The organism is Arthrobacter sp. MMS18-M83 (assembly GCF_026683955.1).
Classification (GTDB): Bacteria; Actinomycetota; Actinomycetes; order Actinomycetales; family Micrococcaceae; genus Arthrobacter.
Genome location: NZ_CP113343.1, coordinates 342,975 through 365,852 on the forward strand (window position 1 = coordinate 342,975; position 22,878 = coordinate 365,852).

A 22,878-nucleotide genomic window follows, 5' to 3' on the forward strand; every position below is an offset into this window, starting at 1 on the left:
CTAACATTGATTGAGAGAACCATGAGTACTGCAACAATTAACAGGACCGGCGGCAAGACCGCCAGGCTCCAGCTCTTGGCGGCCAGCGTAGGCACCGTCGTTGAATCGTTCGACTGGATCATCTATGCCGTTCTGGCACCGTATTTCGCAGGCCAGATGTTCGCCGGATCCAATCCAGCAGCGCAACTCCTCTCGACCTACCTGGTCTTCGCTATCGGCTTTATTGTCCGGCCCCTGGGTGCTGTTATTATGGGCCGGTTAGTTGACAGGCGCGGGCGGCGTTTCGGGCTGATTCTGTCGGTATGGATCATCTCGGTCGGGTCCGTCATTATCGCTTTGACACCCACGGCATCGGTCATCGGCATCTGGGCGGCCATCATCATCGTCCTGACACGGATGGGCCAGGGAATATCCGTCAGTGGTGAGCAGGCTGCCGCCGGAACCTACCTCGTGGAGACAGCCCCGCGTAACCGGGTATACCTCTTCGGATCCATAGGAAGCTCGGCAACTTACATCGGACAGATGCTCGCCCTTGGAACCGTGGCAACCCTGCTGTCCGTCCTCGGCCAGGAAGCCCTTCAAAATGGCGGCTGGCGCTGGGGCTTTTCGATCTGCGGACTGCTTGGCATCATAGCTTCTTGGATCCGGCGCATCGCCCCCGAAAGCGAAGTCTTTGAGAAGGAAGCAAAGGCTGATCCCCAGCCGGTCCTGCCCGTTCTCAAGGCGCACTGGCGCCAATCGTTGGCGGTATTCATGATGTTGATTCCGGCGACCATGGGCTTGTACTTTGTCACCTCCTACATGCCGGTCTACCTCAACTCGACCGGAGCGGCCACCAAGGAGCAGGTGGCCGTCATTCTTCCCTGGCTGACCATGTTCCTCATCGCAGTGATCATCGTTGCAGGAGCGGTGGCTGACCGCGTCGGAGGACTTCGCATGGCGAGAGCGTCCTACATTTTCCTGGCCGTCTGCACGGTTCCCATCATTCTGGGCATGAGCAGCCGCACGTTGCCGGTAGTCGGCGGGTCGATTGTCTACCTTATCGGGCTAGGCGCTGTGACAGCGCCCTTCGCGGTCTTGGCTCCCCAGCTGTTCCCCGCCCGCGTCAGGGCCATGGGAGCCGCACTGCCTTCGATGCTGGCGGTTGCCGTCTTCGGAGGAACATTCCCCCTCGTAGCCCAGGCAATGCTTACCAATAACGCCCTGGGATTCCTTCCCTACTACATCGGTGCAGGGGCTCTTGTAGGGCTCATCGGGTCCTTCGTCATCCGTCACAAAGACCTTAAAGACATTCAGGTCGCTCCCAAAACGGAATCGGCCGTGCCAACACTTCCCTGACCTCAACTCAGGACACAGAACTGAGGATGGAGCGATCAGGATGCCGGTCCGTTGCCCTGAATCGTGTGCGGTAGAGGTGACCGGGTCCTTCCGTGTTGCGATGCGGAAGGACCCGGCGGCCTTGGAGTGAGCCGAGCCGCCTATCTAGTAGGCCTTGATGCATTGTTCCACTATGAGATGGATAAGTGACCTTGTCGTCATCGATCGCTTGCAGCGCTCTGTTGCGCGCCGCAGGTACATCACGGTCGTGTTCTATCCTGATGGCGAATCCTCCGAAGGCCTGACCATGAGAGAGAAGTCCGGCGCTCCCTGGGTGCCTCGGAGTGCTCGCCCCCGAGACAGATCGTGGTCCCCGACCTGCGGCCGGCCCTCGCGATCATCCCGTTCATCAGCGCCTAGAACGAGTACCTCCGGCCGTCGCTCATCATGCCGAAGTCGACCGCGCTCATCCAGGTCGGTGTCTCGGGCTTCCTCGGGGCCGAGGGCAAAACCTGGGGCGCCATCATGGCAGCGTACTCCCTCGCAGGGCTGCCGATCTTCCTCATCTACGTCTTCCTGCAGCGCTTCGTGCGGTCGGGGTTGAAGTAGAGGGACGAAACGACACACGATGCGACTGTTTGGGCGCCGAAAGGGGCCTTTGCAGGCGCGACTTGTCGCTACCGACCGCATGGCCTTGGAGGCGAACGCGTGTAGGGCGCCCACTCCGGGGACTACGCGCCATCGCGCATTTGACGCTCTCTGGACGGCGGGCGCTCGGGTGGCGATCATGAAGTAAGGCGCGAGGATCCGGCCCCCTAGGACCGCCCTGGGCGGCTCCGCGCGCCGGAGGCACAAGAGCATGCCACGCGAAACGCCGGCGGAGGGCTCCGCCGCGGACGGTCTATCGCAGACCGACGAAGAGTTCCTCGCTGCCTATTACGAGCACGTCACTGCCGAGGACATCCACGACTATAGTGTCGAGACGCTTGAGCTCCGCGCGCGGGAGCACCTCGCTCTGGCCGCGGTCCGCCCGCCGGGGACGTCCAAGGTCGCAGTCGTCAATGAGCGGAATGCCGCGATGCTGTTCGTGGTGGCCGATGACATGACGCACGTAGTTCGCTCGGTCACCGCAGAACTGACGCGTGAAGCGGTGTCGATCCGGCTCGTCGTCCATCCCACGTTTGAGGTTCTCCGCGATCCCGCAACCCATGAGCTCATCGAACTCCGTCATGGGCCCCAGCGTGCAGGGTTCGCCGCCCGCAGCGACGCATTGCGCGACGGCGATGCAATGGACGCCACGGCGGTTGCGCGTAGCACGGCGGAGATCTGGATTGCGTTGGAGATCGGCGGGCTGCCGGATTCCTCCGGCGCCGAGGATTTCGTGGCGGGCTTGCAGAGGGTCCTCGCCGATGTCCGCGCCGTTGCAGAGGACGCCGGCGGACTCCACGCCCAGGTGGTAGCCGCCGTCGAGTCATTGGATTGGTACCCCAGCGGGTGCCTGCCGCCCGTCGAACAGCTCAGGGACTTCCTCCCGTGGTTGGAGGGGGGAAACTTCGAGTTCCTGGGCTACTGCGAGTACGGGCTGACGACGGCGGGAGGCAACGAAGTCCTTCAGCTGAGGCCGGGGTCTGAGCTGGGTTTCCTGCTTGCCCACCAGCTGTCCAAGGGCGCAGACGATCCGACGACCCGGGCCAAAGAGGTCCTGACGCTTTCCACCTCCGGCCTCCGCTCCACCGTGGAGCGGGCCTCATATCTGGAGGAGATCCGCCTGACGATATTCGATGAAACGGGTGCTGTGGCGGGGGAACGCTGCTTTGTTGGCTTGTTCGCCCCGGGCGCGGCGGGCCAATCGGTGCGGGGGATACCGGTGATCCGGGACAAGGTCGCCGCGGTGCGCGGGCGGCTCGGTTTCGTCCCGGCGTCGCATCGGGCGACTGAATTGGTGGCCGTCCTTGAGTCGTTTCCCCTCGACGAGCTTTTTCAGGTCGACGTTGAGGAACTGACCCGGCTCGCGGCGGAGATCCTGCGGCTTCAGGAACGCCGGCAGACGCGGCTGTTCCTTCGCGCGGACAGCTACGGCCGGTTTGTGTCCGCGCTGGTCTTCCTTCCGCGACACCGCTACAGCACGGCCGTTCGCCTTCGCCTTGAGCAGGAGCTCAAGCAGGCCTTCAACGCCTCCTCCCTCGAGTTCGACGTCCGGCTGGGCGATTCGCCGATGGCCCGCGTCTTCTTCCGGATCCTCCTGCCGGCAGGGCGACGGCCCGACGCCGTCGATCCGACCGTGCTGGAGAGGAGCCTGATCAGCGCCACGCGGACCTGGGCCGAGGGACTGGATGATGCCCTCCGCGGCCGCTTTCCCGCCGCGCAGGCCGCCCGGCTGTCCTCCCTCTGGTCGGCGGCGTTCCCGGTCGGCTACCGGGCCGATGTCGATCTCGAGGACGCGGTGGAGGACATTACGCGGTTCGAGCAGTTCGATCTGGACGGCACCGGCGGACGCCCCCTGAACGACCCCCTGCTGGCTCTCACCACGCGGCCGGAATCTGCCCCCGCGCCGCCCGAAGGCGCCCCGGCTCGTGACTCGCGGATCCGGCTATACCTCACGAGCCCCCGGAGCCTGACGCAGATCCTGCCGTTCCTCCACAACCTCGGCCTTGAAGTGCAGAACCAGCGACCCTTCGACATCCTGCGCGGCACGGACAGACCGCTGTTCCTGTACGACTTAGGCGTGACGTACCCGGCAGACGTGGATCCCGCTCGAACCGCCCCCCTGCTCGCGGACGCCTTCGGAGCAGCCATGCGCGGTGACACGGAGTCAGACCGCTTCGACGCACTCGTCCTGCAGGAGGGCATTGATTGGCGGCACATCGTGATCCTCCGCGGCTATGCCAAGTATCTCCAGCAACTGGGAACCACGAACTCGTACGACTTCATCGCGGATACTTTCCTGGCCAACCCCGGGGCGACACACGCGCTGCTGGGCCTGTTCCGAGCCAGGTTCCGCCCAGGGCTCGGCATCGCCGAGCGTCTTCGGGATACCAAGGCCGCCCGGGAGGAGGTGGCCGAGGCGATCGACGCCGTTACCTCCTTGGACGCGGACCGCCTGCTGCGCACGTTCCTGAACCTCATCGAGGCCACGACGAGGACCAACTTCTACCGCAACCGGCCATACCTGAGCTTCAAGCTCCAGCCCTCCCACCTTCCCGGCGCCCCGTACCCACGTCCGCAGTTCGAGATCTGGGTCTATTCGCCCCGGGTCGAGGGCGTGCACCTTCGCTTCGGGCCGGTGGCGCGCGGGGGCCTGCGATGGTCGGACCGGCGCGAGGATTTCCGCACCGAAGTCCTCGGGCTCGCCAAGGTCCAGATCGTGAAGAATTCCGTGATCGTCCCCACCGGCGCGAAGGGCGGCTTCTACGCGAAGCACCTGCCTGATCCCATAGCGGACCGCGCAGCATGGCTCGCGGAAGGCATTGAGAGCTACAAGGACTTCCTCCGGGGCCTCCTCGATGTCACGGACAACCTGGCCCCGCCCGACGTCACTGTGTCCCCTGCGGCCCGCGGCACACGGGGCCAGGTGGGGCGCGTTATCCCGCCGCCGAACGTGGTGCGGCATGATGACGACGACTACTACCTCGTAGTGGCCGCCGACAAAGGGACCGCGGCGTTCTCTGACATCGCCAACGAGGTGGCCAAGGAGTACGGCTTCTGGCTCGGTGACGCGTTCGCGTCAGGCGGCTCCGTAGGTTACGACCACAAGCGGATGGGCATCACCGCCCGGGGCGCCTGGGAGTCAGTCAAGCAGCACTTCAGCGAGCTCGGCATTGACTCCCGGCGCGAAGACTTCACGGTGGTGGGCATCGGGGACATGAGCGGGGACGTCTTCGGCAACGGCATGGTGCTCTCGGACCACATCCGCCTCGTGGCCGCGTTCGATCACCGGCACATCTTCCTGGACCCGACGCCGGACGCGGCGTCCTCCCTCGAGGAACGCCGTCGCCTGTTCGCGTTGCCCCGTTCCTCGTGGGCCGATTACGATCCTCGGCTGGTCAGCCCCGGCGGCGGGGTGTACCCGCGCGCCGCCAAATCGATCCCCATCAGCCCAGAGGTGCGTTCGGCCTTGGGGCTGACCGCGGAGACGACGACGGCGATGACCCCGCCCGATCTCATCCAAGCAATCCTGCGCGCGCCCGTTGATCTGATCTACAACGGCGGGATCGGAACCTACGTCAAAGCCTCCACGGAGACCAATACCGAGGTGCGCGACAAAGCCAACGACGGGATCCGAGTCAACGGTAACGAACTCCGGGCGAGGACCGTGGTCGAAGGCGGCAACCTCGGAATGACCCAACGGGGACGGGTCGAGGCTGCACTGAACGGGGTCCTGCTGATCACCGACGCCGTCGACAACTCTGCCGGAGTGGACTGCTCCGACCACGAGGTCAACATCAAGATCTTCATCGACCGCATGATCGCAGCAGGCAAGATGCCAGCCGTCGAACGCGCCGACTTCCTCCACTCGCTCAGCGACGACGTGGCACGCCTCGTGCTGAAGAACAGCCGCGACCAGAACACCCTGCTCCTCAACGACCGCCAGCTCGTCCTGAACTGGAGCCCCGGCTTCGAACGGACCATGGACTGGCTCGAAAAGGCCACCGACCTGGACCGGAATCGAGACGCATTACCCACCACGGACCAGCTCCATGCACGGCTGCAGGCCGGCAAAGGGCTCACTCCCCCCGAACTGTCAGTACTGGCCGCCTACGCCAAAATCGCACTCGCCAAGGAACTAAACGACAGCGACATCGCCGACGACCCCTGGTTCGACCGCGTCCTTCGCAGCTACTTCCCGCCCCGGATCACGGAGCGCTTCGGAACCGAGCTCCAAACGCACCCCCTGCGCCGGCAGATCCTCTCCACCGTGCTCGCCAACGACATGATCAACCAGGGCGGGATCACCTTCGCCTTCCGTGCCATCGAAGAAACCACCGGGACCGCGGCGGCCCTCGCAAGGGCCTTCGTGGCAGTGCGAGAAGCCTTTGACCTGCAGTGGGTCGCGGACAGAATCGCCGAACTTCCGCCGACTTTTCCGGCCGAGCACGGCGCGGAACTGGCCGTGTATGTGCGAAGGATCCTCGACCGGTCTACCCGCTGGTACATGACCCATGACCATCGGGACCAGCCACTGGAACACGCCATCAGCAGGATCACGCCCGCCATGGAACTACGGCAGAACAGAAGCGTCGTCTACCTGCGCGGCGACGACCTCGACATCGCGCAGGACCTGCTGGCCCGCTGGGAGGCCGCCGGGATCCCGCCCGACCTGGCGCGGCGCGGAGTCGACATAGTCCTGGGCTTCAATTTGTTGGATATCTCCCTGATCGCGGAACAGATCGATGAGCCCCTCGAACAGGTTGCGGACATGTATTCCACCGTGCTCGAGCGCATCGGCGCCCTCAAATTGTTTCTGAAAATCACTGACCTTCCACGGGGCAGGCACTGGGAGGCGCTCGCTCGGGCCGCACTGCGCGCCGATGTGTACTCAGTCGCGGCCGACATGGCCATCTCAGTGTTGCGGAGCACACGGAGCCGCGATCCCCAGCGGGCCGACTCCCTCGAGCGCATCGTGGAATGGGAACGCGGGCGCCAAGAGCAGCTCGCCCGGATCAAAGACACCTTCGCCGAAGCAATGGCGCCGGGTCCGGCGGACATCGCGTCAATCTCCGTCGTCCTCAGGCTCCTCAGAACCCTCGTCCGCACTTGACCGGTGCTGATCGCAAGGAGCGGCGACCGCTTGACGGGCCGGATCCGCTGCAGTCCTGACCGACGACGAGCAGCTCCCACGAGCCCGCCCCACCGCCCCAGCCCATGCCCACACCGAGCAGCCGACCCGCGTTGCCCAATCCTTCGTGGATCGGCGCAACGCCCGGAGGAAGCACCCCGTCGAGCCGGTGGACTCCAGCGAAGCTCTACCTCATCGGCATGAGCGACCCACGACCCGCAGATCCCAGGTGCACAATCTGGGCTCCCATCTTGAACGAGAATGTTGGGGCAGGCCCAGACGAACACGCCATCGCGGAGCTGACGAGGGTGATACCCGATGTTCATGCCGACCTGAAGCATCTCGCCTCGCCGTTGGGGGTCAAAGGGACTCCATGATCGAGTAACCCCGGCCGCGGAAGAGCGACCCCGGCTCAAAACGCAGACCGTTCGCCCGCAGGAGTGCATTCAACGATACGCGTGCGTTCGTGCCGAAACCCCGGCCCATTGCTAGACGCAGTCTCAGATCCGATACTCCCGGAGGTCGTGGACCTGGCCTTATTGACGCAGCCAAGAGCTGGGCACTGTCGCAAGGCTCCGCCCGCGTCTCGCTAGCCAGCCGTCATGCCAGCTTGTTCTACCTCGCCCCCCCATGTGAGAACTCGCGAACTTCTTCCTGAGCGGATTTTCGCTGCGTTGGAACTCACTCCTCGGCGCTTAACCGCCTAATGAGGTTTCTGCCCGTCTCCACCGCCACGCAAGGTGCCGCCCAGACCGAGGCAGTGCGATGGATGTTGGACTCGTTGTTGCCCGTTGCCCGGCATCGTGGACCAGGACACGGCACCCCAAGTAGTCGATCGGCTAATGTCGCCGGAGATGTTCAATGACTGGGGTGTGTGCGCACCTTGGCTACTGACATGGGGGCGTACGACCCAGCGAGCTGCCACAACGGCTCGGTCTGCCCCGACAACGCAGTCATCATCGTGGACCGTTGGGCGGAACTTGCCAACGGCCAGTTGCCTGAGCTCTTCTGCGGCTTCGAGCGCGAGCAATTTGTCCACCCTGTCCCCTAACCACAGTTGCTCTCCCCAGACATGGGCTGCGACAACTCCGACGTGACCGGCCTGATGAGTTGTGGCGTCCAAGTCTCCCTAGGCGAACACTAACCCAGCGCGGAGTGCCATGTGTCTCAAGGCCGGCCAGGAATTGGCTGGCCGGTGGTGCCGCAGCCTGCGGCACCACCGGCCAAGTCCTAGAGGAAGGCGCCTACATCAACGGGGCCGTCCTGGAGCAGCACCCGCTCCTTGGTGGCCGGATCCCACTTGGTGATGTACACCTTGGTGTTGCGGAGCGAGGGCTGCAGCTTACCGGGCTTGGTGAAGTCGATCGTGCCGAATTGGTCAGCGTTGAGGCTGCTGGATGCGTTCAGGGCAGCAATCAGCTTCGCCCCGGTGATATCGCCGTCGATGGTCTTCGAGAGCCGTTCAATGATCCTCGGCCCCACCCAGCCCTGCTGGTCGCTGCTCAGCATCCCCTCAAGGGCGGCATTCGCATCTCCGGAATCCTCTTCAGCCTTCAGGTCCTTAACGAATTCCGCTACGGACGGATTGCTGGTGGTCGTGAGGGGGATCCATCCCGTGTTGACGACGTTGGATGCCGCGTCCCCCAAGTCCGTCAGGGCCGGCGCCTTCATCGTTCCGTCGGGGGTACACACCTTAATATTCGAGCCCTGGTCACGGATGGTCTTGAGCATTTGCAGGGCCTGCCCGGAGGGGAGGATCATCGTCACCCCGTCGGCGCCGCTGTCCTTGAGCTGCTGCACATACGGCGCGTAGTCCGTGGCGGTGATCGGAATTTTGACGATGACGCCGGATGAGGTGAGGCCGGCGCCCTTGACACCAGTGTCGGTCAGGGGCACCAGAGCCAAGGAGGCAGCCAGGTCCAGGGACACCGTTGCGGTCTTGGTCACGCCCGCCGCCTTAAGCGCCGGACCGCATGCGGCGAACTCCGACGTCGTGCCGCCATCGATGCTGTATGACAGCCGGTTGGTGTAGTCGGTTTTCGTCACCGCTGTTCCGGCGATCACCGGGATGTTCGCAGGATCGAGAACGGCATGGATCTTGTCCGCCGACTGCGGCGCCACGTAGGCGACCACTGCAGCAACGTTTTGCGCGACGGCGTCCCGGGCACACTTTCCCCGGCCGCCGCATCAGCCTTCTCGTTGCAGTAGATGAGCTCCACCTTTCCGCCCTTGATGCCGCCCCGGGCGTTAATCGCCCGCACCGAGGCATGAGCCGCAGCGAGCAGACCGGGGAAGTTCTGGACGCTGGTGCCCTGGGGGGCAATCGACATCAGCTTCACCGGGGCACCGGCCAGTTCCGCACCGCTGGCCGTAGTAGCAGCACCGCCGCAGGCGCTCAACGAAAAAACGCCGAGCAGACCGAACGCGAGGGCGCCGGGGATTTTAGATTTCATGGGTCTTCCAGTTCTGTTGCAGGGATGTGGTTCGAAAAAGGATGCTCCGGCGGTTGCCGGAATCCTCAGGCTGTGGCAAGGTACAGCTCTTCGATGGTCTGAAGGTTCTCGGCGGCATCAGCGGCCGTTCCGGTGAAGGCGACGGCGCCATGGCGCAGCACGTAGACGCGGTCCGCCTTTGCCAGGGCCTTGCGCACGTGCTGCTCGACCAGCAGCACGGCCAGGCCCTCATCCGCTGCCGCGCGAACCGCCTGCAGCAGGCGTTCCACCACCAAGGGCGCCAGCCCCAGGGAAAGCTCATCGGCCAGAAGGACTTTCGGCTTCCGGGCCAGGGCGCGTGCCAGGGTGAGCATTTGTTGTTCCCCGCCGGAGAGTAAACCGGCTTTGCGGCGCAGCAGGGCTTTCAGTTCGGGGAAGAGGTCCAGGGCGAAATCCGCATCGCAACGGCCCACGCGCAGGTTCTCATGCACGGACATGCTCGAGATAACGGAGCGCTCCTCGGTGACGAAGGCCATATCGCGCCGGCACCTCCGGTAGACAGGAGCCTTCGAGACGCGCCCGTTCACCCGCACCTCGCCCTGGCGGGCAGGAAGGGCTCCGGCGAGACCCAGCAGCGTCGTCGTCTTGCCCGCTCCGTTGGGGCCGAGCAGGGCCACGACCTCGCCCGCCTTCAGCGTCAGGTTCAGGCCATTAATAACCGGGGCCGATCCGTACCCGAGGTGGAGCTCATGGGCTGAGAGAATTGCGGTCATGCCGGGAGCCTTTCGGTGCCTGAGTTGGTGGGCTTGGGGTCTAGTTCGGTGTCATCGACGCCCAGATAAGCGGCGAGCACGGCTGGATCAGCCCGCACCACGGCGGGGATGCCTTCGGCGATCTTGTTCCCGAATTCCAGCACCACCACCCGGTTGCAGATACCCATCACAAATGCCATGTCGTGCTCCACGAGCAGCACGGCGATGCCCCACTCGTCGGCGAGACGGCGGACCATCCGGGCCAGTTCCGCGCTCTCGTCCTCGTCGAGGCCGGCCGCCGGTTCGTCCAGTAGCAGGACCGAGGGCGAGGTTGCGACAGTGCGGGCGATGGCGACGAGCCGCCGCCGCCCGTAGGGAAGTTCCGAGGGAAGCCGGCTCAGCACATCTTCAAGGCCGAATTCCCGGATCGCAGCGACTGCGGCAGGGGCGAGGATCGTTTTGCCCGGATAAACGAGGTTGGTCGCAAACGCGCCGATATCGCGGCGGTCTGCCGCCGCTAGGAGATTCTCGCGCACCGTGACATCCTCAAACAGCTCCAGGCTCTGGAACGAGCGGGAAATACCCTTGCGGGCCCGCCGGTAGGCCAGCATTGAGTCAACCCTTTCACCCCCGAGGGTGATTTCACCGCCGGCCGGTGCCACAAACCCGGTGATCGCATCGATGACGGTCGTTTTCCCCGCGCCGTTCGGACCGATCAGGCCAACGACCTCTCCGGGTGCGACGTTTAAGGAGACGCCATTCACGGCGACCACGCCGCCAAAGCGGACGGTCAGGTTCTTGACCGCGAGGGAAGCCGGGCGCGGGCGATACTGCGCTCCTCCATCCAGTTTCAGCAGCGGTGCCGCCGAGACGCGCCCCACCGTACCGTTGCGCGACCACCGCACGGCCAAGCGCTTCACGGCCTCCGTATTCATATGCGCCATCCCGTCCGGGGACTGGATCAGCATGGCGATCACCGACAAGCCACCAATCAGGGCAAGATACTGGACCGTTTTGTCCGACTCGATGCCGAGGGCTTTCACCACGGAATCGCCGATCAGTGAACCCACGCCGCCGGCAACAAGGAGTGAGCCGAAGATGGGCCCGTTGACGAACGCGAGGCTGCCGATCACCACAAACGCCACCATCATGATCGACTGGAGGGGGGTGAAGGTCAGGAACTGTACCGAGTACGCCTGGAAGGCCAACAGCACTCCGCCCAGCCCTGCAATCGCCGAGGACAGGCCGAAGGCATAGAATTTCGCCCCCACAATGTCGATCCCCAGGGATGTGGCGGCACGTTCGTTGGTGCGTACCGCGATCAGCCGGCGCCCGGCACGACCCCGCCGCAGATTGGCAACTCCCAGCCCCGCGATGACAAAGCACAGCAGGCTCAGCACTGTGTAGCGGGCCGGGTACAGCACCGGATCCATGGCCATGCCAAACAGGGTCTGCGGGCCCACGGCAACGCCGTCGAGTCCGCCAGCCAGGATGACGTTGTTGAAGAGGATAGCCTGGACTGCCAGGCCGAGCGCCAGGGTGACCACCGCGAGGTTGATTCCGCGTGTGCGTATGGCGGGGATCGCGAACAATAAGCCGAGCGGGATGGTGGAAACGATGCCCGCGACGAAGGCGAGTTCGAAGGGCCAGTGCAGGTCGCTGACCAGGCGCGCCGCGACCCAGGCGCCGAAACCGGCCAGCGAAAACTGTGCCAGCGACAGCTGTCCCGAGTAGCCGGTCAGCACGACGACGGAAAGCATCACCACCGAGGCCGTGAGGCCGGCGGTCAGTGCCACATTCCAGCTGACCGGGAAGATCGCCATGATGGCAAAGACCAGCGCTGCGGTCAGGATCGCCACCAGCCAGGTCCGCACGCGTCCGCTGCCGAGCGTGGGCAGGCGTTCAAGGATGGCGCTGCGGTCCGGCAGGGAACGTCCGCGGAAAACGAGGAACACCACGATAATCAGCAGTGGAACGGTCGCCGAGCTGCCGGTAACGTACTTGTCCAGGTAACGGGAGACCAAGGATTCGGCGACGCCGACTACGAGCCCACCCACCAGCACCAGCGGGAATGATTTAAAGGCGCCGATCAGAGCGACGGCGAGTCCGAAGATCACCACAAGGGTCAGGCGGCCGATTTCCAGGCCGGCGAAGATGGGAATCGTCAGAATGCCCGCGAACCCGGCCAGCCCGGTGCCGATGGCCCAGTTGATGGTGCCGATGGTCGCCGGGGAACGACCAAACGTGGCAGCAGCCAGGGGGTTCTCCGCCGCCGCCGCCGTCGCCAGACCGAAGATGGTCTTGTTGTAGACCAACCAGAGAACGCCGGTTAGGGCCACGGCGATGGCCAGCAGCCAGAGCCTGTCCGTGCTGACCTTCGTGCCCAGAACTTCGATCGTCTTGGCCGGCAGGATTTCCTTGACATATGTCTTCACGTCGGTCCCCCACCGGAGCGTGGCCGCCGCGTTCAGGACGATCAGCACCCCCAGGGTCGCGATGACTCTGGTGATGGGTGCCGCCCGGCGCAGCGGCTGCATAACCACCAGATAAGTCAGCACGCCCAACAGTGCCGTCAGCGCCACGGATACCCCGACGGCGGCCCACGTGTCGAGCTTGTATTGGTTCCGGAGCTCTACGAATACGTAGGAACCGACCATGGCATAGGAGCCGAGCGCGAAGTTGAGGATGCCCGAGCCCCGGTAGATGATGACCACGCCCTGCCCCAGCAGTGTGTAGATCCCCACTGCCCCCAGGCCAAGGATCGCGAATGTTACTAGATCGCCCAATGTTGGAGCCTTCCGAATTTGAGATGCGAGAGATAGAAATCGGCACGGGCCGGCAGCACCTCCATACCGATTTTTGGCCGCGCTGGAAGAACTGAGGTGTTGTCTGTTTGAGTTGCTCAGCGCCACGCGGCAGTTGTGCTTGGCGTGCTGACCCTTCCCTGGCCAGCGGCGGACCCACCGCCTCGGTACAAGCACCCACTGTCATGGCTGCGGCTGCCGGCGGACATCATCGTCCGTCACACGCTGCGAACTGCGGTCGATCTGTCCGGAGCAGATCTATCCACCATGCGTATCGGCGCATATCCGGCTTCTCGGTTATCACCTATGGGATTTGTTGGTGAAATCTGAAAACGACTGCACTTTTGAGATCCTCATCACGTTGCAGTCGTCCGAACGTAACAGCCGCATTCTCTGCGCACAAGGGTTTGAGAAAAAATGTCGGTAACTAAAGTACTCACAGCATCAGCGGGTCCTGATTTCACTTACCGACCCACACAGGCGGGAAACAAATACAGGCACGGGAAAAGCTTTTTTACTAAGCAGACGTTAGATCACGGTAGAGGGGTGATTCATTACAGCAATGCATCGCGCCATGGAAAAGGATGTGCACATAACCAAACAGATTATCCACCAACAGGGGGGTATGCCGACCGCCTTTAGGGCTTGATCGGTCCAATGGCCTCGCAGCCTATCCGGCGCCGGGGCTCGTTTGCTGTCGGCCGCCTGGGCCGAGTAAAACTGCACTGTTGCAGGCCTTGTGATATCTGCTACAGTCTGACAAACAGTAATACTTACTGGCAGCCTGCTGGTAACTCTCCAGCGTTCTGCCCCCCAATGATCACGCGAAATCCACACAGGAGGCATGGTGATTTTCAGTTCCCCGTCGGGTGGCCTACGAGCTTCGACGGGAAGGACTCGCACAGATCATGGGCAGTAGCAATTGGGGGAGGCGTCCCCGGTAGGAGTGGAACTGGAAAGGACTCGATCCCCAGATGGCAAGCGGACCTTCCCGCCCGCCACTGGTCAGACACCGCGACTATTCCGGCGGCGACAGGTCAGGCCGATCCTATTACCCGGCTTGAATTGCGTTCCGTTAATGACCGGTTTTTGTTGACGGAGTTTAGCTTCAGGGTCATAGGCCTTGATCCATGCCAAGTGGCACGCTGCAGGGAAATATTGTTAATCAATAAAATGCCCTAAACATATGAAACGTATGCCCGGACAGGACCGTGATTCGCATTAGAGGCAATGCGTAGATGAATGACCGGCAAAACGCCGGAGCGGAAAATAAAGCAAAGGCAGCGAGCGCGTACATATTCGACTAATCCCCTCCCCGAAGAGTTTACTTCCCCCGGGGGACATCTATGGCGTCTACCGACCCACGCCCCCTCCCCCGGTGCAGCTTGACCCGCCAAGGGTAGATTCCCCTGCCAGACATCGCGAGGCCACCATTTCGTCACCTCCGTGGGAGGGGTGGCAGTTTCTGTCATCGCCTGCTAGATTTGCCGTGAGCTACACCACACCGACGTGGACAGGCGGTTGACGCCAGTAGCAAGCTCCGGAAGGAACAGGCTTGAACATTCAGACCGCCCTCGTAGTCCCGCTTGTATCAGGTCTCGGGATGAACACCGCACTTCAGGTCTCGACTGCCGTTACGGAACTCTTTCTTCGGAGTAGTAGTGGCACGGCATTCACGGTCAAGGAACTTGCGACCTATGCCGGTATTTCCGAGCGCACGTTCTATCGGTATTTCCCACATAAAGAAGATGCTGTTAAGCCCTTCGTGACGGCTGGCCTCGAAGAGCTGGTGCGGGCAGTATCTGCGCGGCCGATCGACGAGCCCTTCGAGACGTCGCTGGCGATTGCCTGGGAAGGCACATGGTCGGCAGGGAATATGGAACGCGTGCAGGTTCTGCACCGAGTCTTAGGGGAAACAGCAAGATTTCAGTCCGTCTGGCTGCAGGTGATCACCGAAACCGAAGCAACGTGGACCGAGGCGATTGCTCGGCGATTGGGCATTGAGCCGTCATCGCGGCAGGCGGCTCTGGCCGCCGCTGCCGTCGTCGCCGTCCTCCGGCTTTCCACCGAGACGTTTTGCGACGCCGACGCCAATGAGGACCCAGCCACGATCCTCGCTGCCAATCTTGACCTCCTAGGAAATCGGCTGTTCAAGATTCGCCGCTAAATATAAGCCGCGGATCTGGGTGGACCTAGATGTCCCTAGCTGGCTATAGGTCGCGTCAAGTGGATGCCCAGGCATGGCGCGGTACGCCCGGGAGGGCGGGCGTCCCGAAGGGTCTGTGTTTGGCTGGGCCGGTTTGGTGGCTGGACCCGTGGTTCAAGGGCGCCCACGCTGACACCCCAACTCCGCGCCACTGCTGTCGGCAGGGCGCCGATGGTGTTGGACTGGTCGACGATCACAAGCACCCTGCCGTGCTGCTGCAGGCTGGTGAAGAGCTCGCGCAGCCGTGCTTCGTCTTTTGGCTGCGAGAGACCTGGCCCCCGGGGAAGGGACCTGCCGTATCCCTCCCAACAGTCAATGTGTGTCTCCGAACCCGGCGACAACACCCCCGGATCATCAATGACAAGGCAGGCTAGGTAACAGGGTGAATCCCCACCTTGGGTATGCCGCCCCCAGCGCCCAGGAAGCACTTGCAGTCCCTGACCCGTTCTTGCGCCGCCGAGCGGAAGCAGTTCATGCGCCAGGGCCGGTTCGCCGAACGCCGGAGCCACAATCAGAAGGTGAGAGCCTGCGCCCGCTCTGCGATGAACCGGCGAGAAGCCTCCGGGTTCGTGTGGACGCGCAGTTCACCTCTGGCCACGCCGTCGAAGATGATCCGGGCAGCATCGAGTGGGTCGAGCCCTGTCTGCTCCATCGACGTGGCGAGGATCCGCTTGCTCTCTGCCCCCACGCCGTCTTCGTCGGTAGCAAATGCGCTCTCGAAGATCTGGCTCTTGACCGATCCAGGCAGTACCGCCGTGACCTTGATATCAGGCGTCACCGCTTCGAGTTCTTTGGCCAGGCACTCGGTCAGGGCGAGGTTGGCATGCTTGGTGGCAGCGTAGGCGGATGTTCCCGGATTCGTCCGCAGCGCGGCCACGGAGGAGACGTTGACCACGTGTGATCGTGTCCCGCCATTGATCATTCGGGGCACGAAGGCACGGATGCCGTGAAACACGCCGTTGAGGTTGATGTCGATGACTCGCTGCCAGTGCTCGACCGGCAGTTCCCAGGTATTGCCGTGAAGCTCGATGCCGGCGTTGTTGACCATTACTGTCGTCTCTCCCCAACGGCCATACACCTCGTCAGCCAGGGCTTCAAGATCCTCCGGCTTGCGCACGTCGACCTGGCGCCAAAGGGCGTCGACACCCGCTGCGATCAGGTCCTCGGTTCGCTTCGCGATCGCCTCTGCGTTGATGTCGGCGAGAGCAACCTTCATTCCCAGTTCCGCCGCCCTGGTGACCAGGCCGGCTCCGATCCCTGATCCGGCCCCGGTGATCACCGCTACTTTTCCTATGAATTCCAAGATCGTGTTCTCTGCGTTCATGTCATCCGTCTCTTCATGGCCGTCGTGGTCAATTGATCGCTTCCCAGAGGAACCTGTCGCCCGAATCCAGCACCCGGCCCCAGGACATCCCAGTGAAGTGGGCCGCGGAGCACGGGATGTTACGGTCGACCAGCAGTGTCCTGACTCGAGCGATCGCATCAAGCGCTGCGTGGCTGTCGTGGTGAACGGGAAACCGCCAGCCGAAGAGCAACTCGTGGATCGAGTGGACAACATCTCCGAGCAGCATGGCGCTTTCCCCGTCCGATTCCAGGAGGAAGGCATTCGTCCCCGGGGTGTGGCCCGCGGCGTCGATCGCCGAAATGCCGGGGAGGATTTCGGCGTCCCCCTCCCAAAATTCCATCCGGTCAGCCAGGGGCCCGAGACGGACCTGTGCTGCGTCGAACTCCGGGTGGGTCGACGCAGCTTCCCAAGGCTCAATCTCGTAGTCGGGCGACATGAAGTAGTCCCAGTCGCGTCGATCGCAGCGGTAGGTAGCGTTCGGGAAGAACGGAACTCCGTTCTGTGTCGCCCAGCCGATGTGATCCGCATGCAGGTGGGTGAAGATGACGTCAGTGATCTCGTCCAGCGCAATGTTGCGCGCGAGGAGGCCCGAGCGCAGGGCTCCTCCAACAAAGGATCCTGTGGGCCGAGAGCCAACGCCGGCATCGAAGAGGACCAGGCGGTCCCCATAACGGACGACATAGGACCCGATCGTCATCACCAGCTCTCCCGTGATGACATCGTTGAAAGCCTCGGCCTCCGACCTCTCGGCGGCGGGAGCGTCCGGGTAGAGAAAGTCCACAGTGCGCCGGGTCTCGCCGTCTACGACAGTCTCGACCGTCATCGATCCGATTCGCAAGCCGCCATCCCCTTTCAGTTCGCAGCCTGGAAGACGCTGCGGTCGGAGTGCGACGGCGCGAGACCGCTCAGCTCGGCGCGCAATTGCATGGCCAGCAACGGGCTGAAGGTGCGGCAGTACTGGAAGCTCCCTGAACCGAACCAGAGGCCGGGCTGAGCAGTGGGCCGCCAAGTGTTCTTCACCTCGCGCTCCTCGTCATATCCGCCAATCCGTCCGATCCGATCGGCGATCTGCTCACCCAGTTGCTCCCGCGTTGCCGTCTCCTGGTTCTTGAATCCCGTGGCCATAATGACAGCATCGAAGTCATGGGAGGCGCCTTCGCACATGATCAACTGCGAGCCTTCGAAGCGATCGACGCCATCAGCCTGAAGGACCTTGACACGCCCGTCGATGATGAGCTGGGAGCCACCCACGTCGATGTAGTATCCCCCGCCGCGACTGATGAATTTTCGGACCCAGCCGGTGTGGTCCTCGCCGTCGTCGAGGCGCAAGCCCCCTGCGGTCAGCCCGGCGAGAAGATCCCGATCCCGCTCGTTGTTGCGCTTCGTTGCCGCTTGGAGGGTTTCGCGCTGCACGGGCCCGACCCATCCCAGGGCGGAGATCGTGTCAGCCTCAAGAACCGGAATACCGGTGGAGTAAAGGCCGAAGATATCGTTGGCGCTCTCGAGGCTCGTCACCGTAACGGCGCCGCGTTGGAGCATCGTGACGCCCGCGGCTCCGTGCAGATCGAGGTTGTACGCGATGTCGTGCGCGCTCGTCCCGGCCCCGACGACGAGCACACGTTTACCGCTGTATTCACTGCCGGAGACGAAGTCCTTCGAGTGGAGAACCGCCCCGGAAAACGACTCAATACCCGGAAGGTCCGGGATGTTCGGGACGACGCCGGTACCACCAGTTGTCATCACGAGGTGCCGTGGGTGGAGCGTCCGAGACTGGCCATCCTGGTTCAGTTCGACATTCCAGCGGGCGGAGTCGGCATCGTAGCGGGCACCAATGAAGGATGTGCTTGTCCAAAAATTGATTTCGAGGGCGTCCACATAGTCCTCGAACCAGTTCGCGAGCTTGTCCTTCGGTATGTACTCCGGAAAAATGCTGGGAAAGGGCAAGTACGGAAACTGCACGACGTGAGTCTGGTTGTGCAGCTGCAATGAGTCGTAGCGGGTGCGCCAATTGTCCCCGACCCGTGCGTGCGTATCCACGACGAGGTTGTCCACGCCGAGCCGGTTGAGATGAGCGGCGAGCATGACGCCGGCCTGCCCGCCACCGACGATGAGCACATCTGGCTCGCGGTCGGCAAAAGCTTGCTTCCAGGCTCGACGGCTGGCCCAGGTCACCCTACCGCCTTGCTTGTCGTAGCCGACGCCGCCTGGACGCTCGCCACCCCTCACGCTCGGGGAGCCGGCCACGGACTCGATCTGGGTGAGCAGCATCCAGGCGCGCACGCCGGTGCTTGACTGGTCGTCAGGGATGAGGCGTACGAGGCCGACTGCCGAACCGTATGCGACATCGAATTCGAAGAAGGCCTCGATCACTTCCCGCCTCGTGCGCGACTGTCGGGACGGCGCGCTGTACCCCGGTGCGAGACGGAAGTTCCTGGGGGTCGCCCACTCCGTCGAGGAGATCAGCCGGTCCACGAGCTCTGACCGTCCGCTAACCTGGCGAGTGTCCCAAGTGAGGGCCACGAGATCCCGCCAGTGGCTATCGTCAATGAAGAGCCGAAGGAGGGCACTCTCGTCGGGTTCGCCTTCGAGAGCGTTTCCGAAGGCGGCAATCCATTGCGCCGCAATTCTTGTTTCGGGAGGCGTTTCCGCGCGCTCAGTCATCCTTGACTCCTTTTCGTACATCTCGTTACGTACTCTCGTCGATCCGGCTCTCAGGGTTCCCCAGTGGTATCACTGTTGCAAGTGATGCGTGCCACTGAGCGAAACAATGCGATCGCGGACACGTCACGTCTCGACCAATGGAACGCTTCCCTTGTTTAAGGGTGGCCGCTGGCCGATTCTCATGGGGAACAAGCTCAACAAAGAGGAAGCAACCCGTTCATGCGCCTGCAGGTCAAGTCCATCGAGAGCCGGGCAGCCGGCGTGCTCGCCATAGAATTCTCGGATCCCAACGGCGCACGCCTGCCCGCTTGGCAACCGGGCGCCCACATCGACCTGCTGCTCGACGACGGCCTGATCCGGCAGTATTCGCTGTGCTCAAACCCGACCGACCTTTCGAGCTATCGCATCGGGGTTCTCCTCGAAGAAACAGGTCGGGGCGGCTCGCGCCACGTGCATTCGCGTCTCGCCGTCGGCGACATCCTCACCGCGCTCGGGCCGAGAAACCACTTCGAACTCGAGCCTGCGGAACACTATTTGTTCATCGCGGGCGGCATCGGCGTGACCGCGATCTTGCCCATGATGCAGCGCGTGGATAGTGATGGCGGCGATTTCTCCGCCATCTACCTTGGCCGCTCCCGGGCATCGATGGCTTTCACAGACGAGTTCGAGGCCTATGGCGACGCAGCCCGCGTGGCACCGAAAGAGGAACTCGGAAGAACAGCTGTCAACAGCCTGATCGACGGGCTGGCCCCGGGAACCCTCGTCTACTGCTGTGGACCCGAATCACTCATCGCCGACCTCGAGACCGCCTGCCAGCCACTACCACCAGACACGCTGCACATCGAACGATTCACAGTTCTGCCGCTTATCGAGCTCGATAACACGGCTGGGGTTGCTTTCGAGAAGGAGACATCCTTCGAGGTATACCTCGACAAGTCCGACGTCACCATTACCGTTGGGGCTGACCAGACCGTGCTCGACGCACTTGAGGTGGCCGGGGCCGACATATACAGCGACTGCAAAGAAGGCATCTGCTCGACCTGCGAGACCGTCGTGCTCCAGGGGACCATCGAACATCGCGACCACGTTTTGTCCGCGAAGGAACGGGACTCAAACAAACTCATGATGGTGTGTGTCTCCCGAGCCGCGAGTCCTCGGCTGGTGCTCGACCTTTAGTACTAAAAAATAACGAAACAAATTGAAAACAAAGAACCCGTTCTTCCGGTGGGCCGTCAGCGTGGCCACAGCACAGACGCTGATCAGGGCCGCCGACACGAAGGTCTGCGCCTCGAGGCACCCTTTACCGTTGATGTTACAGTAATATGCATCACAGCTGGGGTGGACTTCGCAGTTGCAACACTTGACTGCCCCAAACCAGAACCACAGTGTCGTCCGTTTTGCCAGTTCAAGGAGGAACTCAGATGAAGACGGATTTTGAATCTCGTCCAAGCAGCACTGTGGATGACCAGGAAGACATTGAGCTCCCCGTCGAAGACAAGTCCGTCATGGGACGAGGCCTGAGTCTGCTGGAGGCGCTCAGCCGCGCCGGCAGGCCACTTTCGCTTGCAGAGCTCTCGCGGGAGACGCGGCTTCCCAAGTCGACAGTGCACAGGCTCGCGGCCCAACTCGTGCAGCTCCGCCTCCTCGACCGCGTTGCCGATGGCTTCTGTCTCGGCCTGCGAATATTCGAATGGGGCAGCCATGCAGAACGGCAGTGTCACCTCAGAATGGCCGCGATCCCCTTCCTTACCGAGATGCACTCCCGCTTGCGGGAAACCGTGCACCTCGCGGTGCTCGACGGGCGGGATATCCTCTACATTGAGAAGATCGAGTCGCACCGGGCTGTACATTGCCCTACCTACGTCGGCGACCGGAAGCCCGCTCACGCAACCGCGCTTGGCAAGGCGATGCTCGCCTTCTCCCCACGAGAGACCCTGCATACGACCTTCAACAATCCCCTTACCCTCAGCACTCCGCGCACGATCATCACACCTGGCATGCTCAACCAGCAGCTGCAGAAAATCCGGGAAACCTGTGTCAGCGTCGAAATCGAAGAGTCGTTCCTCGGCGTCGCGTGCGTTGCTGCGCCGATTGTCGATAGAGCCGGAGTCGTTCTCGGAGCGATCTCAATCGTCACCCCGACATTCAGATTCGATCCGAAAAGGCTGGCCCCAGAAGTGAGGACCGCCGCGCGCAAGATCGCGGAGCATCTCGAAGTAACGCATCCCGCGATCGCATATTGATGCGCGTGCCGCTCACTGGACCGTTTCGCTTGGTTTGACGACCCGCATCCGGCACCATCGCCTGAACAGATGTCAACCAACAGGGAGAACCCAGCCACATGGCAAGCACCACATCGCCGCTGAAATTCGGGGCCTTCATCTCGCCGACCCACTCCAATCGGGTAAATCCGACCCTTGCCATGCAACGGGACGTCGAGCTCATCGAGCACCTGGAGCGACTCGGATACGACGAAGCGTGGGTTGGTGAACATCACTCGGCCGGCTGGGAGATCGTCGGATCACCGGAGATCCTCCTGAGCTTTGCGGCGGCCCGAACCAACCGCATCCGCCTTGGGGCCGGCGTCGTCTCGCTTCCTTACCACCACCCGCTCAACGTCGTCGAGCGCTTCGTCCTGCTCGATCACCTCTCGCGCGGCCGCGTCATCCTGGGCGTTGGGCCGGAGGCCCTGCCTTATGATTCCGAGGCGATCGGCGTGAGCCCCCTGGATACCCGAACCCGCATGGAGGAGTCGCTTGAGGCGATCCTCGGGTTGCTCGACGGCGAACGGGTATCAATGACGACCGACTGGTTCAAGCTCGACCGTGCAGCACTGCAGCTCATGCCGTATAAGGCGACCGGACTCGACCTGGCCATCGCCGGGACCATCACGCCGAACGGTCCTCGTCTCGCCGGCCGGCTCGGTGTTCCGCTCCTTTCCATGAACCGCGCATGCCCGGCCGGCTTTCCAGTGCTCGCCGAACATTGGAACATCATGGAGGAACAGCACCAGCGCCACGGGACGCCCATCGATCGCAATGACTGGCGCGTGGTCGGGCCAATGTACGTCGCAGAGACCGAAGTGCAGGCCTACCGGGATGTCGCAGACGGCATCGAGAAGTGGGCCTACTACAACGAGAAGGTGAGCACGCAGCCAATTCTCCCCATCGGGGGAAAGTCCGGCACCTGGGCCAGGACGCTCGTCGAGTCCGGGTTCGCCGTAATAGGGACACCTGAGCAGGCAGCCGCGCAGATCCAGCGCCTGCAGGACCAGTCCGGGGGCTTCGGCACCTACCTCATCTGGGCGAACGACTGGGCGAACCCCATGAACACGCATCGCTCGTACGAGCTGATAGCGAGCGAGGTCTTTCCACGGTTCAATCCCGGCTCCAGGGCCTTAATCAGAGGCGGAGGAGTGGGCGATCCACCGGCGCCCGGAGCTTACACCGAGCGTCCTGGCCTCGAGGGAGAAGGCTCGGCTGGAGTTCGAGATCGAGCAAGTTTCGACTCCGGTTTCGTGAACGAGGCAGACGGCCCGGTGCAGCTTCTGCAAACGCGAGCTTCCGGACTCACACCCTGAAGACA

At 62.9% G+C, this 22,878-nt stretch carries 14 protein-coding genes and 2 pseudogenes; 8 read left to right on the forward strand and 8 right to left on the reverse strand.

All coding sequences use genetic code 11. The features are described from left to right. The first annotated feature begins 21 nt into the window (after positions 1 to 21). The 4 genes and pseudogenes from OW521_RS01645 to OW521_RS24290 form a co-directional block, all read left to right on the forward strand. Positions 22 to 1,338: an MFS transporter gene (locus tag OW521_RS01645; protein WP_268022379.1), complete on the forward strand. Its 1,317-nt coding sequence runs from the start codon at positions 22 to 24 to the stop codon at positions 1,336 to 1,338. Positions 1,339 to 1,764: 426 nt separating this feature from the next. Further along, positions 1,765 to 1,926: a hypothetical protein gene (locus tag OW521_RS01650; protein WP_268022380.1), complete on the forward strand. Its 162-nt coding sequence runs from the start codon at positions 1,765 to 1,767 to the stop codon at positions 1,924 to 1,926. Between the two features lie 250 nt (positions 1,927 to 2,176). Continuing rightward, a complete protein-coding gene (locus OW521_RS01655; protein ID WP_268022381.1) occupies positions 2,177 to 7,075 on the forward strand; it encodes an NAD-glutamate dehydrogenase in 4,899 nt (1,632 codons plus the stop codon). A gap of 803 nt (positions 7,076 to 7,878) precedes the next feature. Next, positions 7,879 to 8,184: pseudogene (locus OW521_RS24290) on the forward strand (glycogen debranching N-terminal domain-containing protein); the annotation flags it as partial. Between the two features lie 139 nt (positions 8,185 to 8,323). Here the strand turns inward: OW521_RS24290 and OW521_RS01665 are convergent. The 4 genes from OW521_RS01665 to OW521_RS01680 all read right to left on the reverse strand — a co-directional run bounded on the left by OW521_RS01665 (position 8,324) and on the right by OW521_RS01680 (position 13,063). Then, entirely contained in the window at positions 8,324 to 9,214 is an 891-nt protein-coding gene (locus OW521_RS01665; RefSeq protein ID WP_268022383.1) for an ABC transporter substrate-binding protein, read from the reverse strand. Then, entirely contained in the window at positions 9,154 to 9,546 is a 393-nt protein-coding gene (locus OW521_RS01670; RefSeq protein WP_268022385.1) for a hypothetical protein, read from the reverse strand. The genes OW521_RS01665 and OW521_RS01670 overlap by 61 nt, the downstream gene beginning before the upstream one ends. Before the next feature lie 65 nt (positions 9,547 to 9,611). Continuing rightward, complete coding sequence (locus OW521_RS01675; RefSeq protein ID WP_268022387.1) at positions 9,612 to 10,298, reverse strand: ABC transporter ATP-binding protein; 687 nt, start codon at positions 10,296 to 10,298, stop codon at positions 9,612 to 9,614. Continuing rightward, on the reverse strand, positions 10,295 to 13,063 hold the full coding sequence (locus OW521_RS01680; RefSeq protein ID WP_268022389.1) for a branched-chain amino acid ABC transporter permease/ATP-binding protein: 2,769 nt from the start codon (positions 13,061 to 13,063) through the stop codon (positions 10,295 to 10,297). Before OW521_RS01680 ends, OW521_RS01675 begins: the two co-directional genes overlap by 4 nt. 1,621 nt (positions 13,064 to 14,684) lie before the next feature. On the opposite strand from OW521_RS01680, the gene OW521_RS01685 reads away from it, so the two are divergent. Then, positions 14,685 to 15,248 carry a TetR/AcrR family transcriptional regulator gene (locus OW521_RS01685; protein WP_268022391.1) on the forward strand — a complete coding sequence of 188 codons (564 nt, stop codon included), beginning with the start codon at positions 14,685 to 14,687 and terminating at the stop codon, positions 15,246 to 15,248. Positions 15,249 to 15,403: 155 nt separating this feature from the next. Here OW521_RS01685 and OW521_RS01690 read toward each other — a convergent pair. The 4 genes and pseudogenes from OW521_RS01690 to OW521_RS01705 all read right to left on the reverse strand — a co-directional run. After that, a pseudogene (locus tag OW521_RS01690) lies at positions 15,404 to 15,547 on the reverse strand (IS110 family transposase); the annotation flags it as partial. Between the two features lie 251 nt (positions 15,548 to 15,798). Next, a complete protein-coding gene (locus tag OW521_RS01695; RefSeq protein WP_268022393.1) occupies positions 15,799 to 16,611 on the reverse strand; it encodes an SDR family oxidoreductase in 813 nt (270 codons plus the stop codon). A gap of 28 nt (positions 16,612 to 16,639) precedes the next feature. Beyond that, positions 16,640 to 17,455 carry an MBL fold metallo-hydrolase gene (locus OW521_RS01700; RefSeq protein ID WP_268022395.1) on the reverse strand — a complete coding sequence of 272 codons (816 nt, stop codon included), beginning with the start codon at positions 17,453 to 17,455 and terminating at the stop codon, positions 16,640 to 16,642. 29 nt (positions 17,456 to 17,484) lie between these two features. Continuing rightward, positions 17,485 to 19,293 carry a flavin-containing monooxygenase gene (locus OW521_RS01705; protein WP_268022397.1) on the reverse strand — a complete coding sequence of 603 codons (1,809 nt, stop codon included), beginning with the start codon at positions 19,291 to 19,293 and terminating at the stop codon, positions 17,485 to 17,487. 219 nt (positions 19,294 to 19,512) lie between these two features. Between OW521_RS01705 and OW521_RS01710 the strand changes: the two genes are divergently transcribed. The 3 genes from OW521_RS01710 (at position 19,513) to OW521_RS01720 (ending at position 22,873) form a co-directional block, all read left to right on the forward strand. Continuing rightward, the gene (locus OW521_RS01710) at positions 19,513 to 20,469 is read left to right on the forward strand and encodes a PDR/VanB family oxidoreductase (RefSeq protein WP_268022398.1); all 957 of its coding nucleotides are present in this window, start codon (positions 19,513 to 19,515) and stop codon (positions 20,467 to 20,469) included. A 245-nt stretch (positions 20,470 to 20,714) separates the two neighbouring features. Beyond that, positions 20,715 to 21,536 carry an IclR family transcriptional regulator gene (locus OW521_RS01715; protein ID WP_268022399.1) on the forward strand — a complete coding sequence of 274 codons (822 nt, stop codon included), beginning with the start codon at positions 20,715 to 20,717 and terminating at the stop codon, positions 21,534 to 21,536. A 98-nt stretch (positions 21,537 to 21,634) separates the two neighbouring features. Further along, entirely contained in the window at positions 21,635 to 22,873 is a 1,239-nt protein-coding gene (locus OW521_RS01720) for an LLM class flavin-dependent oxidoreductase (protein WP_268022400.1), read from the forward strand. Positions 22,874 to 22,878 lie beyond the last annotated feature (5 nt).

Coding starts and splice junctions, on each gene's coding strand:
- OW521_RS01645 (WP_268022379.1), top strand. CDS start 22: ATGAGTACTGCAACAATTAACAGGACCGGCGGCAAGACCGCCAGGCTC.
- OW521_RS01650 (WP_268022380.1), top strand. CDS start 1,765: ATGCCGAAGTCGACCGCGCTCATCCAGGTCGGTGTCTCGGGCTTCCTC.
- OW521_RS01655 (WP_268022381.1), top strand. CDS start 2,177: ATGCCACGCGAAACGCCGGCGGAGGGCTCCGCCGCGGACGGTCTATCG.
- OW521_RS01670 (WP_268022385.1), bottom strand. CDS start 9,546: ATGAAATCTAAAATCCCCGGCGCCCTCGCGTTCGGTCTGCTCGGCGTT.
- OW521_RS01675 (WP_268022387.1), bottom strand. CDS start 10,298: ATGACCGCAATTCTCTCAGCCCATGAGCTCCACCTCGGGTACGGATCG.
- OW521_RS01685 (WP_268022391.1), top strand. CDS start 14,685: ATGAACACCGCACTTCAGGTCTCGACTGCCGTTACGGAACTCTTTCTT.
- OW521_RS01695 (WP_268022393.1), bottom strand. CDS start 16,611: ATGAACGCAGAGAACACGATCTTGGAATTCATAGGAAAAGTAGCGGTG.
- OW521_RS01700 (WP_268022395.1), bottom strand. CDS start 17,455: ATGACGGTCGAGACTGTCGTAGACGGCGAGACCCGGCGCACTGTGGAC.
- OW521_RS01705 (WP_268022397.1), bottom strand. CDS start 19,293: ATGACTGAGCGCGCGGAAACGCCTCCCGAAACAAGAATTGCGGCGCAA.
- OW521_RS01710 (WP_268022398.1), top strand. CDS start 19,513: ATGCGCCTGCAGGTCAAGTCCATCGAGAGCCGGGCAGCCGGCGTGCTC.
- OW521_RS01715 (WP_268022399.1), top strand. CDS start 20,715: ATGAAGACGGATTTTGAATCTCGTCCAAGCAGCACTGTGGATGACCAG.
- OW521_RS01720 (WP_268022400.1), top strand. CDS start 21,635: ATGGCAAGCACCACATCGCCGCTGAAATTCGGGGCCTTCATCTCGCCG.